This is a genomic window from Pseudomonas sp. AC229, from assembly GCF_979254655.1.
In genome coordinates, this window is record NZ_CEEDHK010000003.1 from 186,320 (window position 1) to 200,232 (window position 13,913).

Genomic DNA, 13,913 nt, shown 5'->3' on the forward strand with positions numbered 1-13,913 from the left:
GGTGCAGTCACACACCGCTGAGCAATCCCTGCAGCAGCTTTACCGCGAGCATCATGGCTGGCTGAGCGGTTGGCTGCGCAAGCGTCTGGGCTGCGCCGAGAATGCGGCGGACCTGGCTCAAGACACCTTCCTGCGCGTGCTCAGCAAAGACAGCGACCTGCCGACGCTGCGCGAGCCGCGCGCTTACCTGTCGACCATCGCCCATTCGTTGTTGGTCAACTTCTGGCGCCGCCAAGCCGTTGAGCGCGCCTACCTCGATGCCCTGGCCGCCAAGCCCGAGCACTACGCGCCCTCGCCGCAAGAGCGCGAACTCATTATGGAAACCTTGCTGGCCATCGACGCCATGCTGCTGCGCTTGCCGAGCAAGGTGCGTCAGGCATTCCTCTGGTCGCAGCTGGACGGCTTGACCTACGCCGTGATCGCCACGCGCTTGCAGGTGTCCGAGCGCATGGTGAAAAAGTACATGGCCCAGGCGATGCTGCATTGCCTGCTGCTGGAGCAGGGCGCATGACTTCGCCAACGCTCGACTATGGGGTGCTGCAACAGGCCGCCGACTGGTTCGCCACCTTGAGTAGCGGCGGCGTCAGCGAACATCAGCGGCAGGCGTGGCGTTTATGGCTGGCGGCCAGCCCCGACCATGCAGCAGCGTGGCAGCGGGTAGAAGCCATCAGCGGTCAGTTTGAGCGCCTGCCCAGCGAGCGCCGCCGCGCGGCGGGGCAGGCACTGAGCGTCGCGGGCCAGAGCAGGCGCCGGGCGCTTGGCATGCTGGCGTTGCTCTGCGGTGGCGGCGTGTTAGGCCTGGCCACCGTTCGCCGCAGTACCCTTCAAGCGTGGGTCGCGAGCGAACGCACAGCCGTCGGCGAAGTGCGCGAAACGCGGCTGGCCGACGGCACGCAGCTGTGGCTCAACAGCAACAGCGCCGCCGATATCGACTACACCGCCAGCCTACGTCGCGTGCAGTTGTTTCGCGGTGAGCTGCTGCTCGACAGCGCCCACGACGGCTCACGCCCGTTAGTGGTCGATACGCTTCAAGGCCGCCTACGGGCGCTGGGCACGCGCTTTAGCGTGCGCCAGGGCGACGGCCTTACCCAGCTCAGCGTGTTCACTGGCGCAGTAGAAATTACCTCGGCAGCCGGCGGCGCGATTCGGGTTATCGACGCCGGCCAACAGCTGCGTTTCAGCGCCACCGGCCATGGCACGGTGCAGCTCGCCGAGGCCGGGCGCCAAGCCTGGAGCAAGGGCGTGCTGCTGGCCGACAACATGCGCCTGGGCGATTTCATTAGCGAACTGGCCGCCTACACGCCGGGCTATCTGGGCTGCGATCCGCGCATTGCTGATTTACGGCTGGTGGGTGCTTATCCGCTGGCCGACCGCGAGAAAATTTTCGCCGCCTTGCAAACCAGCCTGCCGGTGCACATTCGCCAGCGCACGCCGTGGTGGATCACCGTTGAGCCGGCGTAACACCGCGCCGGAAAAAATATATTCACTCGGCGGTTCCCCTTTTTGCCGTTCGCTTGGCTTCAGGTGCATAGGGCATGCGCAACGCGTGCAGCCACTCACCAAACGGAACAGTTCATGGCTTCGAATACCTTCCCGTTAGCTGTCACCAGCCGCCGTCTGCGCCCGGCTGTGCGCCTGGCGCTGCTTGCACTTCCCATGACGCTCTTGGCGCCGCTTGTGGTCCAGGCTGCCGACGCGCCGGCCAGCCAGCAAACCGTACGCAGTTACCAGATTCCGGCCGGGCCGCTGTCGTCCGCATTAAGCCGTTTCGCCGCCGAGGCGGGCGTGTTGCTGTCGGTGGACGGCCGCCTGACCGATGGCAAAAGCACGGCGGGCCTGCAAGGCAGCGTCAGCGTCAGCGAAGGCTTCGACCGTTTGTTGGCCGGCAGCGGTTTGCGCGCAATAGGCGATGGCCAAGGCGGCTACAGCTTGAGCAGCGGCGATAGCGGGGCGGCGGTGGAATTGCCAGCGGCGTCGGTCAAGGCGTTCGCCCTGGGCAACGCCCTCGGCAGCATGGAAGGCTACAACGCCACCCACAGCAGCGTGGCGACCAAAACCAGCAAGGCGCTGGTGAACACCTCGCAATCGGTGTCGGTGGTGACCCGCGAGCAAATGGACGATCAGGGTTCGCAAACCGTTTCCGAAGCCATCCGTTATGTGCCGGGCGTATTGACCAACCCCTACGGCGCGACGCATCGCTACGACTACGTGGCCATGCGCGGTTTCAACGACGGCTCGGTCGACAACATCATCGTCGACGGCCTCAAGTCGATGAGTGACGCCGGCACCTACAGCAGCCTGCAAGTCGACCCCTATTTCATCGAGCGCATCGACGTGCTCAAAGGCCCGTCCTCCGTGCTGTACGGCCGCAGCAACCCCGGCGGCCTGGTGGCGCTGACCACCAAGCGGCCCAAGTTCGAGGCCAGCAATGAGGTGCAACTTTCAGCCGGCAGCCACGACTACAAAGCGCTGGGTTTTGACACCACCGGGCCGCTGACCGAGAACATCGCCTATCGCCTGGTGGGCTTTGCCAAAGACACCGACACCCAGTTCGATTACACCGAAGAAACCCGCTACACCCTGATGCCGAGCCTGCTGGTCAACTTGAGCGAAGACACCTCGTTGAATGTTTACGCCTATTTGCAGAGCGACCCGCAAGCCGGCTACCACGGCGGTTTGCCAGCCTCGGGCACGTTGTACACGCGCAACGGCAAGCGCATCTCCACCTCGTTTTTCGAGGGCGAACCGGGCAACGACACCGCCAAGCGCGAGCAACAAATGTTCGGCTACGAGTTGCAGCACCGCTTCAACGACGTATGGAGCGTGCGGCAAAACTTCCGTTACCTGGATTCCGACCTGGAGCAGAAGCAGGTTTACGCCTATGGCTATGCGGCGGGCGATGAGCTGTACCGGCCGTATTCGGCAGCGGATGAAAAGCTGCATTCCTGGATCGTCGACAACATGCTGCAAGCCGAATTCTTCACCGGCGCCGCCGAGCACACGGTGGTCACCGGCCTGGACTACCAGCGGATCAAAAACGTCGTCGACTGGCCCTACGGCACGGCCAGTACGCTGAACGCCTTTGACCCGCAATACGGCGACGATAGCGTCACCTTCACGCCCAACTTCCAGCTCAACAGCTACGTGCGCCGCAAAGAGCAGACTGGCGCTTACGTGCAGGACCTGATCGAACTCGACCGTTGGAATATCTCGCTGGGGCTGCGCAAAGACTGGTTCGACGTGTCGGAAGAAAACCGCGTCGATGAATTCAGCGCCAGCACCGGGTTGGTGAACCGTCCGGCTGGCACCGAGAACTCGCTGACCGACAGCAAAGTCACCGGCCGCGCGGGCGTGCTGTATCAGTTCGATAACGGCATTGCGCCGTATATCAGCTATTCCGAGTCGTTCAATCCGTCTACCTACAGCGATGCGGCCGGCAGCCTGATCGAGCCGTCCGAAGGCAAGCAGTGGGAAGTGGGCTTGAAATACCAGCCGACCGACACCGACGACCTGTACACGCTGTCGCTGTTCGACATCCGTCAGGAAAACGTGGCGACCAAGCTGGCCAACGAGAATTTCTACCGCAACGCCGGCGAAGTGGAATCCAAAGGCGTCGAGGTGGAAGGGCGCCTGCACATTACCGACAGCCTGCGGTTGCTCGGCAGTTACACCTACACCAAGGTCGAGTACGCCAAAAGCTACTTCAGCTTCGACAGCTTCGGCGTGGAGAGCGACGTGAAGGGCAACACGCCGTCGCAGACCCCGAAACATATGGCGAGCCTGTGGGCCGATTACCGCTTTGACGGCACCGGGCTTGCCGGACTCGGTGTAGGCGCTGGCGTGCGCTACGTCGGCAAAAGCTGGGCGGATGCGGAGAACACCGTTTATGTGCCGTCGTACACGCTGTATGACGCTTCGGTGAGTTACGACTTCTCCGAACTCGGCTTGAAGGGCACCTCGGTTCGAGTCAACGCCAACAACCTCACCGACGAGAAATACGTGGCTTCCTGCGGCAACCTCAACTTTTGCTATTACGGCGAAGAACGCAACGTGATGGCCACCGTTATTCAGAAGTTTTGATTGGGACAGCTGTTGGGCTTCGCCTGCGGACCGACCCAACCTACGAGGAATGTAGGTTGGGTAGAGCGAAGCGAAGCCCAACGGGGGACCCACGATCTCGACTTTTGGCCGAACTGCCCCCTGATCCCTGTTGAAAACCAAGCAAGCGCTCGGTAAGGTCGGCCAAACCTTTCCGGGAGCTCGCCATGTCTGCCTTTCAAGAATACTTCGACGACTCGCACCAACTGGTTCGCGACTCGGTGCGCCGCTTTGTCGAGCGGGAAATCCTTCCCCATGTGGCCGATTGGGAAGAGGCGGAAAGCTTCCCCCGCGAGCTGTACCTGAAGGCCGGCGCGGCGGGCATCTTGGGCATTGGTTACCCGGAACAGTTCGGCGGCAGCCATGAAGGCGACCTGTTCGCCAAGGTGGCGGCCAGCGAAGAATTGATGCGCTGCGGCTCTGGCGGCCTGGTCGCCGGCCTGGGCTCGCTAGATATCGGCTTGCCGCCGATTCTCAAATGGGCCCGCCCGGACGTGCGCGACCGCGTGGTGCCGCAGGTGCTCAGCGGCGAAAAAATCTGTGCGCTGGCCGTTACCGAGCCCAGCGGCGGCTCCGATGTGGCCAGCCTGAAAACCCGCGCCGTGCGCGACGGTGATTTCTACCGCGTGACGGGCAGCAAAACCTTTATCACCAGCGGCGTACGCGCGGATTACTACACCGTGGCCGTGCGCACCGGCGGCGAAGGCTTTGGCGGCGTCAGTTTGCTGATGGTGGAAAAGGGCACGCCCGGTTTCACCGTGGGCCGGCAGCTAAAGAAAATGGGCTGGTGGGCGTCGGACACCGCCGAGCTGTTTTTCGACGACTGCAAAGTGCCGGTGGGCAACCTGATTGGCGCCGAAAACATGGGCTTTGCCGGGATCATGGCCAACTTCCAGTCGGAGCGGTTGGCGCTGGCGATCATGGCCAACATGACTGCCGAGCTGGCGTTGCAGGAATCCCTGAGCTGGGCCAGGCAGCGCGAGGCGTTTGGCAAACCCATCGGCAAATTCCAAGTGCTGAAACACCGCCTGGCGGAAATGGCCACGCAGCTGGAAGTGTCCCGCGAATTCACCTACCGCCAGGCGGCGAAGATGGCGGCGGGCAAATCGGTGATTAAAGAGATTTCCATGGCCAAGAATTTTGCCACCGACATTGCCGACCGCATCGTTTATGACGCGGTGCAAATAGCGGGCGGCATGGGTTTTATGCGCGAGAGCCTGGTGGAACGGCTGTATCGCGATAACCGCATTCTTTCTATTGGGGGAGGGACGCGGGAGGTGATGAACGAGATTATTAGTAAGCAGATGGGGATTTAGGGTCGGGGGCTAGAGCGCTGGATTCAGCTTTTGCGCTTGGCTTGAGATACTGGATCCCCGCGTTCGCGAGGATGACGGTGTCGTTGTAGAGGCCATCGTCATTCCCGCGAAGGCGGCGGTCCGACGATTCGGAATCCAGAATCTCAGACTGATCGCCGGTCGCTAATCACACCTATCCGAAATCGTCGAACCGCCGTGTTCGCGAGGATGGCAGTGAGCTTAAGAAAAAACACCGTCATCCTCGCGAACGCGGGGATCCAGAGTTTCGGACTGGTCTTCGGTCGTTAATCACACCTACCTCGCATTGTTGGGCTTCGCCTTTGGCTCGCCGTCCGCGGAGCGACCCAACCTACGAGCAGAGCATCGCGGCTAAAGCCGCTCCCAGAGCGGAGGGTGGTTTTACCCACAAAAGCATCCCAACCCTCAAACCCTGTAGTCCCTTTCCTCTTTTGGCACCCTTGTTGCAATCACCTGGTTACCTACCGCATTGCGTCAAAAAACCTGCGGTCACCGGAGAAGCGTCATGAGTCAGGGTGTCGAGTTCAATCGCCTAATGTTGGAAATGCGCTCCATGCAAATGGAGGCCATGGCCCGTCCTAAAGTCGCGGCAGCACCGGCAGAAGTCGGGGCGCCGAGCTTTTCGGACATGCTCGGTCAAGCCGTCAACAAGGTGAACGAAACCCAGCAAGCTTCTAGCCAACTGGCCGAAGCCTTCGAAATCGGCAAAAGCGGCGTGGATATCACTGACGTGATGATCGCCTCGCAGAAGGCCGGCGTGTCCTTCCAGGCCATTACGCAGGTGCGCAACAAGCTGGTTCAGGCGTACCAGGACATCATGCAAATGCCCGTCTGAGTGGTTGGGGTTATCCAGCAAACTCAGGACCCGCAACGGGTTAAGCAGCAAGACGCAACAGTGAGTTAAGACATGGCAGAAGCAGCGATCAGCAACGTACCCGTCAAGGCAGACTCCAACGAGCCCAAGAAGCCGCTGTTCGGCTTGGCGTTCCTGGACAACCTGTCGCAGATGACCATGCTGCGGCAGGTTGGCCTCTTGGTCGGTCTGGCGGCCAGCGTGGCCATCGGCTTTGCCGTGGTGCTGTGGTCGCAACAGCCGGATTACCGTCCGCTGTACGGCAGCCTGGAAGGGATGGACGCCAAACAAGTGACGGAAACCCTCACCGCCGCCAATATTCCGTACACCATGGAACCGAATTCTGGCGCGCTGCTGGTTAAAGCCAGCGACGTGTCCCGTGCCCGCCTGCAACTGGCGCAAGCCGGTGTGTCGCCGCGTGACGCGAACATCGGTTTTGAAATTCTCGACGGCGAGCAAGGGCTAGGCACCAGCCAATTCATGGAAGCCACCCGTTACCGCCGGGGTCTGGAAGGCGAGCTGGCGCGCACGGTGTCGAGCCTGAACAACGTCAAAGCGGCCCGCGTGCATTTGGCCATTCCGAAAAGCTCGGTGTTCGTGCGTGACGACCGCAAGCCAAGCGCCTCGGTGCTGGTGGAGCTGTATCCGGGTCGTGCACTGGAGCCAAGTCAGGTGATGGCCATCGTCAACCTGATCGCCACCAGCGTGCCGGAGTTGAGCAAATCGCAAATCACTGTGGTCGACCAGAAAGGCAACCTGCTGTCCGACCAGCAAGAGCTGTCCGAATTGAGCATGGCCGGCAAGCAGTTCGATTACAGCCGCCGCATGGAAGGCATGTTCAGCCAGCGCGTCGACAGCATTCTGCAACCGGTGTTGGGCGCCGGCCGTTACAAGGCTGAAGTGTCGGCCGACGTTGATTTCAGCGCCGTTGAGTCGACGTCGGAAATGTTCAACCCCGACCAGCCAGCGCTGCGCAGCGAGCAGAAAGTAAACGAAGAACGCTCCAGCGCCGCCGGCTCGCAGGGTATTCCCGGCGCCGTCAGCAACCAGCCGCCAGGCCCGGCCTCTGCGCCGCAACAAGCGGCCGCCGCTGCGCCTGCGCCCGCCGGTCCAATTGCCGCTGGGCAACCACTGCTCGATGCCAACGGCACGCAGATCGTCGACCCGGCCACTGGCCAGCCTAAACTCGCGCCTTATCCGGCCGACAAACGCGAACAAGCCACCCGTAACTATGAGCTGGACCGCTCCATCAGCCACACCAAGCAACAGCAGGGCCGCTTGCGTCGGCTTTCTGTCGCGGTGGTGGTGGACGATCAGGTGAACGTGAACGCACAGACCGGCGAGACCACACGCACGCCGTGGAGCGCCGCCGATCTGGCGCGTTTTACCCGCTTGGTGCAGGACTCGGTGGGCTTCGATGCCGCCCGTGGCGACAGCGTCAGCGTGATCAACTCGGCATTCGCGGCCAGTCAGGGCGAAGAAATCGAGTCGATTCCGTTCTACACCCAGCCCTGGTTCTGGGATGTGGTCAAGCAAGTGCTGGGTGTGCTGTTTATTCTGGTACTGGTATTTGGTGTGCTGCGTCCGGTGTTGAACAACATTACCGGTGGCGGCAAGAACAATGCGCTGGGCCATGACGGCCAGGGCGGCGATGTTGAGCTGGGCGCCATGGGCGGTCTGGACGGCGAATTGTCTGCTGATCGTGTAAGCCTTGGTGGACCCGCGAGCATCATGCTGCCGAGTCCGTCCGAAGGTTATGATGCGCAACTGAATGCGATTAAAGGTCTGGTAGCCGAAGACCCGGGTCGCGTGGCACAAGTGGTTAAAGAGTGGATCAACGCCGATGAATGACAACCGCGCCCCCGCCAAGCTGACCAAGGTCGACAAAGCGGCGATTCTATTGCTCTCCCTCGGCGAGACCGACGCCGCGCAGGTGCTGCGTCACCTCGGGCCCAAGGAAGTGCAAAAGGTCGGCGTGGCCATGGCGCATATGCGCAACGTGCAGAAAGAGCAGGTTGAGCAGGTGATGGGCGAGTTTGTCGAAACCGTCGGCGACCAAACCAGCGTGGGCGTCGGCGCCGACAGCTATATCCGCAAAATGCTCACCCAGGCGCTGGGCGAAGACAAAGCCGGCAGCCTCATCGACCGCATTCTGCTCGGCGGCAGCACCAGCGGCCTCGACAGCTTGAAGTGGATGGAGCCGCGCGCGGTGGCCGACGTCATTCGCTACGAACACCCGCAAATTCAAGCCATCGTGGTCGCCTACCTCGACCCCGACCAAGCCGGCGAAGTGCTTGGCCACTTCGACCATAAAGTGCGTCTGGACATCGTGCTGCGCGTGTCGTCGCTCAACACCGTGCAGCCGGCGGCGCTCAAAGAACTCAACCAGATTCTCGAGAAGCAATTCTCCGGCAGCGCCAACACCTCGCGCGCCACCATGGGCGGCGTGAAGCGCGCGGCCGACATCATGAACTTCCTCGACAGCTCGGTTGAAGGCCAGTTGATGGACTCGATCCGCGAAGTCGACGAAGACTTGTCCTCGCAGATCGAAGACCTGATGTTCGTGTTCGACAACCTGGCCGACGTCGACGACCGTGGCATCCAGGCGCTGCTGCGCGAAGTGTCTTCCGACGTGCTGGTGCTGGCACTCAAAGGCGCCGACGAAGCGATCAAGGAAAAAGTCTTCAAGAACATGTCCAAACGTGCCGCCGAGCTGCTGCGCGACGACCTCGAAGCACGCGGTCCGGTGCGGGTCAGCGACGTAGAAGCGGCGCAAAAAGAAATTCTCACCATCGCCCGCCGCATGGCCGAAGCCGGGGAAATCGTCCTCGGTGGTAAAGGCGGCGAAGAAATGGTTTAAGGCACAGCATGAGCAACAAGGAAGGTCCGAGCGAGCTGATTCGCGCCAAAGACGTCAGCGGTTTGGCCCGCTGGGCGCTGCCCAGTTTTGACCCCGAGGGCGAACAGCCCGCCGAACCTTTGACGCCTCCGCCCAGCGAACACAATGCTGCGCCTGCCGCACCCGAGCCGGACGTAAACGCCCAAGGCGAAGAGGTGCAGATCGAAGATGTCAAACCCTTGACGCTCGATGAGTTGGAGGTCATCCGCCAGGAGGCTTACAACGAGGGTTTTTCCACGGGCGAGAAAGATGGTTTCCGTTCCGGGCAGGTAAAAGCCAAGCAAGAGGCGGACGCCGCCCTGGCTGCAAAGGTCGCCAGCCTCGAACAGGTCATGGCGCAGTTGTTCGATCCCATCGCCGAGCAAGACCAGAAGCTCGAAGTGGCGCTGGTGCAGTTGGTCAGTCAAATGACGCGCCAAGTCGTGCAGCGCGAGCTGACCATCGATTCCACGCAAATCCGCCAAGTGCTGCGCGAGGCGCTGAAGCTGTTGCCCATGGGCGCGGCCAATGTGCGCATTCATATTCACCCGCAGGACTTCGAGTTGATCAAAGCCCTGCGTGATCGCCATGAAGAAACCTGGCGCATTCTCGAAGACGAAACCTTGCAGCCCGGCGGTTGCCGCGTGGAGTCCGAGCAATCGCAAATCGACGCCACGATCGAAACCCGCCTGGCGCAGATGCTCAAGCAACTGTTCGAACAGCAGCGCGAACAGGCGACCTCGCCAGCCGAACCGGATATCCAGATTGATCTGGACGGCGACGCGCCAGAGGTTATTCATGCGACTTGAGCGCCTGAGCTTCGCCAAACGCATGGCGGGCTACAGCGAGGCGATCCAATTGCCGGCCCAGCCGATCGTTGAAGGGCGCCTGTTGCGCATGGTCGGCCTAACCCTCGAAGCCGAAGGCCTGCGCGCCGCCTTGGGCAGCCGCTGCCTGGTGATCAACAACGGCAGCTATCACCCCGTGCAGGTTGAAGCCGAAGTGATGGGCTTTGGCGACGGCAAAATTTACCTGATGCCGGTCGGCAGCCTTGCCGGCATCGCGCCGGGCGCACGCGTGGTGCCGCTGCCCGATTCCGGCCGGTTGCCGATGGGCATGACTATGCTCGGCCGGGTGCTCGACGGCACCGGCCGCGCGCTCGATGGCAAGGGCGGCATGAAAGCCGAAGATTGGGTGCCGCTGGACGGCCCGACCATCAACCCGCTCAATCGCCACCCCATCGACACCCCGCTGGACGTCGGCATTCGCAGCATCAACGGCTTACTGACCGTCGGTCGCGGCCAGCGCCTGGGCCTGTTTGCCGGTACCGGCGTGGGTAAGAGTGTGCTGCTGGGCATGATGACCCGCTTTACCAACGCCGACATCATCGTGGTGGGGCTGATCGGTGAACGGGGCCGTGAGGTGAAGGAATTCATCGAACACATCCTGGGCGAGGAGGGCATCAAGCGCTCCGTGGTCGTTGCCTCGCCAGCGGATGACGCGCCGTTGATGCGCCTGCGCGCCGCCATGTACTGCACGCGCATCGCCGAATATTTTCGCGATAAAGGCAAAAACGTATTGCTGCTGATGGACTCGCTCACCCGTTTCGCCCAGGCACAGCGGGAAATCGCCCTGGCCATCGGCGAGCCACCCGCCACCAAGGGTTATCCGCCGTCGGTATTCGCCAAGCTGCCCAAGCTGGTGGAACGCGCCGGGAATGCCGAAGCCGGTGGTGGCTCGATCACCGCCTTCTACACTGTGTTGTCAGAGGGTGATGACCAACAAGACCCCATCGCCGACTCGGCGCGTGGTGTGCTCGACGGCCACTTCGTGTTGTCGCGGCGCTTGGCCGAAGAAGGGCATTACCCGGCCATTGATATTGAAGCGTCCATCAGCCGGGTGATGCCGGCGGTGGTCGACGCTGACCATATGCGCAACGCCCAACGCTTTAAGCAGTTGTGGTCGCGCTACCAACAAAGTCGCGACCTGATCAGCGTTGGCGCCTACGTGCCCGGCGGCGACCCGGAAACCGACCTGGCCATTTCCCGGCACGCCGCGATGGTCAATTACTTGCGCCAGGGGCTCAACGACAATGAAAGCCTGCAGCAAAGCAAAGACGCACTCGCTGCGGTATTCGCACCCGCGCCGCCGCGCTGATGGGTTGCTAAGGACGTTGCACTAAATGGCGTTGCCAAGCAGAGCGTCACGTTTGGCCCCGGTGGTCGACATGGCCGAACGCGAAGAGCGTGAAGCCGCACGGGCCCTGGGCCAATGCCAAACCCTGATGAACCAGGCCGAAGGCAAACTAAACGACCTGCACCGCTACTTGGGCGATTACCAGCAGCAGTGGATTACCGAAGGCCGCAACGGCGTGTCGGGGCAGTGGATGATGAACTACCAGCGCTTTTTGGCGCAGCTGGAAACCGCCATCAAACAGCAGAACCAGAGCGTCGACTGGCACCGCACCAACCTCGATAAGGCCCGCGAGTTGTGGCAGCAGAAATACGCGCGGCTCGAAGGGCTGCGCAAGCTGGTGCAGAAGTACATGGACGAAGCGCGGGTGGCCGCCGACAAGCGCGAGCAGAAATTACTCGACGAGTTATCACAGCGTTTACTGCAACGTGAGCGTGATTGAATTCAGCTGCTAGAGTGAGGAAAAGCCACAACCGTTTGTTTTTTCTTATTTATAAATAACCAGATTCATTTGGGGTAGGGGAGCTTCTCATGGCCATCACTTCATTACCGTCTGACGACGGGCAAGAGCTGACCATCCGCATTCAAGGACGTTTCGATTTTGGCACCCATCAGGCGTTTCGCGACTCTTACGAGCGCGTGAACGTAACGCCCAAACGCTATGTGGTCGACCTGGACCACACCACCTATTTGGATAGCTCGGCGCTCGGCATGTTGCTGCTGTTGCGTGACCATGCCGGTGGCGACAACGCGCAGATCAGCCTGGTGAATTGCAACGCCGACGTGCGCAAAATTCTCGCGATCTCCAACTTCGAACAGCTGTTCAAGATCATCTGACACCATGCCGCTGGATCCGCGCCTGTCCGTACTGATTGCCGAAGACAACGCGGCCGACCGCATGTTGTTGTCGAGCATCATCAGCCGTCAGGGCCATCGCGTCATCACCGCCGCCAATGGTTTGGAAGCGGTGGCGATGTTCGAGCAGGAGCGGCCTGACCTGGTGCTGATGGACGCCTTGATGCCAGTGATGGACGGCTTCGAGGCGGCGCGACGGATCAAACTCAAGGCCGGCGAAGCGCTGGTGCCGATCATCTTTCTCACCTCGCTGACCGAGGGCGAAGCGCTAGTGCGCTGCCTCGACGCCGGCGGCGACGACTTTCTGGCCAAGCCTTACAACCGCGTCATTCTCGAAGCCAAGATCAAAGCCATGGACCGTCTGCGCCGGTTGCAGGCCACCGTGCTGGAACAGCGCGACCTGATTGCCCGGCACAACGAGCACCTGCTCACCGAGCAGCGCGTGGCCAAAGCGGTATTCGACAAAGTGGCCCACTCGGGCTGCCTGAACGCGCCCAACATTCGTTACCTGCAATCGCCGTTTGCGGTGTTCAACGGCGACCTGCTGCTGGCCGCGTTCAAGCCCTCGGGCGGTATGCATGTGCTGCTCGGCGACTTCACCGGCCACGGCTTGCCGGCCGCAATCGGCGCCATGCCGCTGGCCGAAGTGTTCTACGGCATGACTGCCAAGGGTTATTCGCTGACGGAAATTCTTCGCGAGGTAAATGCCAAGCTCAAACGCATTTTGCCGGTGGGCGTGTTCTGCTGCGCCACGTTGCTGAACATCAGCTTTCAGCGCCGTGTGTGCGAAGTGTGGAATGGCGGTTTGCCGGACGGTTACCTGCATCGCATCGCTACCGGCGAGCGTTTGCCACTGGTGTCGCGGCATTTGCCACTGGGCGTGCTCGACCCGGCGGACTTCAAAGACGCCTGCGAGATCTATCCCATGGCGCTGGGCGACCGCGTGTTTCTGCTCTCCGATGGCGTTCTGGAAACTGCCAACCCGGCCGAGCACATGTTTGGCGAGTCGCGGCTGCTGAATGTGTTTGCCGCCAATCGCCAACCTGACCTGCTGTTCGACGAAATCCAGCAAGCGCTCACTGCTTTTCGCGGTGAAGCGCACGACGACGTCAGCATGGTCGAAGTGTGCATGGTCGAGGCCGACTCCTTGCCGCGCCCGGCGCTGGCGTTTGTCGACAACGGCCACAGCAGCCCGTTGGACTGGGCCGCCAGTTTCGAATTTCGCGCGCAGACCCTTAAGCGCTTCAATCCATTGCCCTTCCTCTTGCAGTTACTGCTGGAAGTGCACGGCCTGCGTTTCCAAGGCGGCGCGTTATACAGCGTGCTCGCCGAGCTGTACTCCAATGCGCTTGAGCACGGCGTGCTGGGCCTGGACTCCGGTCTCAAATGCGATGCGGCCGGCTTTGCCGAGTACTACCGCCAACGCAGCCTGCGCCTGGCCGAGCTGGACCACGGCTACGTGCGCTTTCACTTGCAACTGCTGCCCGAAGCCAACGGTGGGCGCCTGGTGGTCAAGGTCGAAGACAGCGGCCCCGGCTTCGATGTGTCGACCATTCTGGAACGCCAGCGCACCGCGCAAAGCTTGTCAGGGCGCGGCCTGAGCCTGATCCGCCGGCTCAGCGACCGCTCGACCTGGGCAGATGACGGACGCGGCGTGAGCGTGGAGTTCTCGTGGATCGATCAGGCATAATCTTGAGCGTTT

Annotated in this window: 12 protein-coding genes; all 12 read left to right on the plus strand. The window is 61.6% G+C overall.

Annotated features, from left to right (window positions below):
• The first annotated feature begins 1 nt into the window (after position 1).
• Positions 2-511, plus strand: coding sequence for a sigma-70 family RNA polymerase sigma factor (locus tag AC0IW7_RS05730; RefSeq protein WP_471816357.1), 510 nt, complete (start codon positions 2-4; stop codon positions 509-511).
• A complete protein-coding gene (locus AC0IW7_RS05735; protein WP_471816358.1) occupies positions 508-1,461 on the plus strand; it encodes a FecR domain-containing protein in 954 nt (317 codons plus the stop codon). Before AC0IW7_RS05730 ends, AC0IW7_RS05735 begins: the two co-directional genes overlap by 4 nt.
• 114 nt (positions 1,462-1,575) lie before the next feature.
• Positions 1,576-4,080 (plus strand): TonB-dependent siderophore receptor, encoded by a 2,505-nt coding sequence (locus AC0IW7_RS05740; protein ID WP_471816360.1) that lies wholly within the window; start codon positions 1,576-1,578, stop codon positions 4,078-4,080.
• Positions 4,081-4,265: 185 nt separating this feature from the next.
• Positions 4,266-5,414: an acyl-CoA dehydrogenase family protein gene (locus AC0IW7_RS05745; RefSeq protein ID WP_471816362.1), complete on the plus strand. Its 1,149-nt coding sequence runs from the start codon at positions 4,266-4,268 to the stop codon at positions 5,412-5,414.
• Between the two features lie 523 nt (positions 5,415-5,937).
• The gene (gene fliE, locus AC0IW7_RS05750; RefSeq protein WP_122496946.1) at positions 5,938-6,267 is read left to right on the plus strand and encodes a flagellar hook-basal body complex protein FliE; all 330 of its coding nucleotides are present in this window, start codon (positions 5,938-5,940) and stop codon (positions 6,265-6,267) included.
• A gap of 72 nt (positions 6,268-6,339) precedes the next feature.
• Positions 6,340-8,136, plus strand: coding sequence for a flagellar basal-body MS-ring/collar protein FliF (fliF, locus tag AC0IW7_RS05755; protein WP_471816364.1), 1,797 nt, complete (start codon positions 6,340-6,342; stop codon positions 8,134-8,136).
• The gene (gene fliG / locus AC0IW7_RS05760; protein ID WP_122496950.1) at positions 8,129-9,145 is read left to right on the plus strand and encodes a flagellar motor switch protein FliG; all 1,017 of its coding nucleotides are present in this window, start codon (positions 8,129-8,131) and stop codon (positions 9,143-9,145) included. Before fliF ends, fliG begins: the two co-directional genes overlap by 8 nt.
• 8 nt (positions 9,146-9,153) lie before the next feature.
• Complete coding sequence (fliH, locus tag AC0IW7_RS05765) at positions 9,154-9,972, plus strand: flagellar assembly protein FliH (protein WP_122496952.1); 819 nt, start codon at positions 9,154-9,156, stop codon at positions 9,970-9,972.
• A complete protein-coding gene (gene fliI / locus AC0IW7_RS05770) occupies positions 9,962-11,320 on the plus strand; it encodes a flagellar protein export ATPase FliI (RefSeq protein WP_122496954.1) in 1,359 nt (452 codons plus the stop codon). The genes fliH and fliI overlap by 11 nt, the downstream gene beginning before the upstream one ends.
• 25 nt (positions 11,321-11,345) lie before the next feature.
• Complete coding sequence (fliJ, locus tag AC0IW7_RS05775; protein WP_122496956.1) at positions 11,346-11,798, plus strand: flagellar export protein FliJ; 453 nt, start codon at positions 11,346-11,348, stop codon at positions 11,796-11,798.
• 89 nt (positions 11,799-11,887) lie between these two features.
• Positions 11,888-12,193, plus strand: coding sequence for an STAS domain-containing protein (locus tag AC0IW7_RS05780; protein WP_122496958.1), 306 nt, complete (start codon positions 11,888-11,890; stop codon positions 12,191-12,193).
• Positions 12,194-12,197: 4 nt separating this feature from the next.
• Complete coding sequence (locus tag AC0IW7_RS05785) at positions 12,198-13,901, plus strand: ATP-binding SpoIIE family protein phosphatase (RefSeq protein ID WP_471816367.1); 1,704 nt, start codon at positions 12,198-12,200, stop codon at positions 13,899-13,901.
• Positions 13,902-13,913 lie beyond the last annotated feature (12 nt).

Excerpts from the sequence above, each read along its gene's own strand:
- AC0IW7_RS05735 (WP_471816358.1), top strand. The coding sequence starts at position 508 with ATGACTTCGCCAACGCTCGACTATGGGGTGCTGCAACAGGCCGCCGAC.
- AC0IW7_RS05740 (WP_471816360.1), top strand. The coding sequence starts at position 1,576 with ATGGCTTCGAATACCTTCCCGTTAGCTGTCACCAGCCGCCGTCTGCGC.
- AC0IW7_RS05745 (WP_471816362.1), top strand. The coding sequence starts at position 4,266 with ATGTCTGCCTTTCAAGAATACTTCGACGACTCGCACCAACTGGTTCGC.
- fliE (WP_122496946.1), top strand. The coding sequence starts at position 5,938 with ATGAGTCAGGGTGTCGAGTTCAATCGCCTAATGTTGGAAATGCGCTCC.
- fliF (WP_471816364.1), top strand. The coding sequence starts at position 6,340 with ATGGCAGAAGCAGCGATCAGCAACGTACCCGTCAAGGCAGACTCCAAC.
- fliG (WP_122496950.1), top strand. The coding sequence starts at position 8,129 with ATGAATGACAACCGCGCCCCCGCCAAGCTGACCAAGGTCGACAAAGCG.
- fliH (WP_122496952.1), top strand. The coding sequence starts at position 9,154 with ATGAGCAACAAGGAAGGTCCGAGCGAGCTGATTCGCGCCAAAGACGTC.
- fliI (WP_122496954.1), top strand. The coding sequence starts at position 9,962 with ATGCGACTTGAGCGCCTGAGCTTCGCCAAACGCATGGCGGGCTACAGC.
- fliJ (WP_122496956.1), top strand. The coding sequence starts at position 11,346 with ATGGCGTTGCCAAGCAGAGCGTCACGTTTGGCCCCGGTGGTCGACATG.
- AC0IW7_RS05780 (WP_122496958.1), top strand. The coding sequence starts at position 11,888 with ATGGCCATCACTTCATTACCGTCTGACGACGGGCAAGAGCTGACCATC.
- AC0IW7_RS05785 (WP_471816367.1), top strand. The coding sequence starts at position 12,198 with ATGCCGCTGGATCCGCGCCTGTCCGTACTGATTGCCGAAGACAACGCG.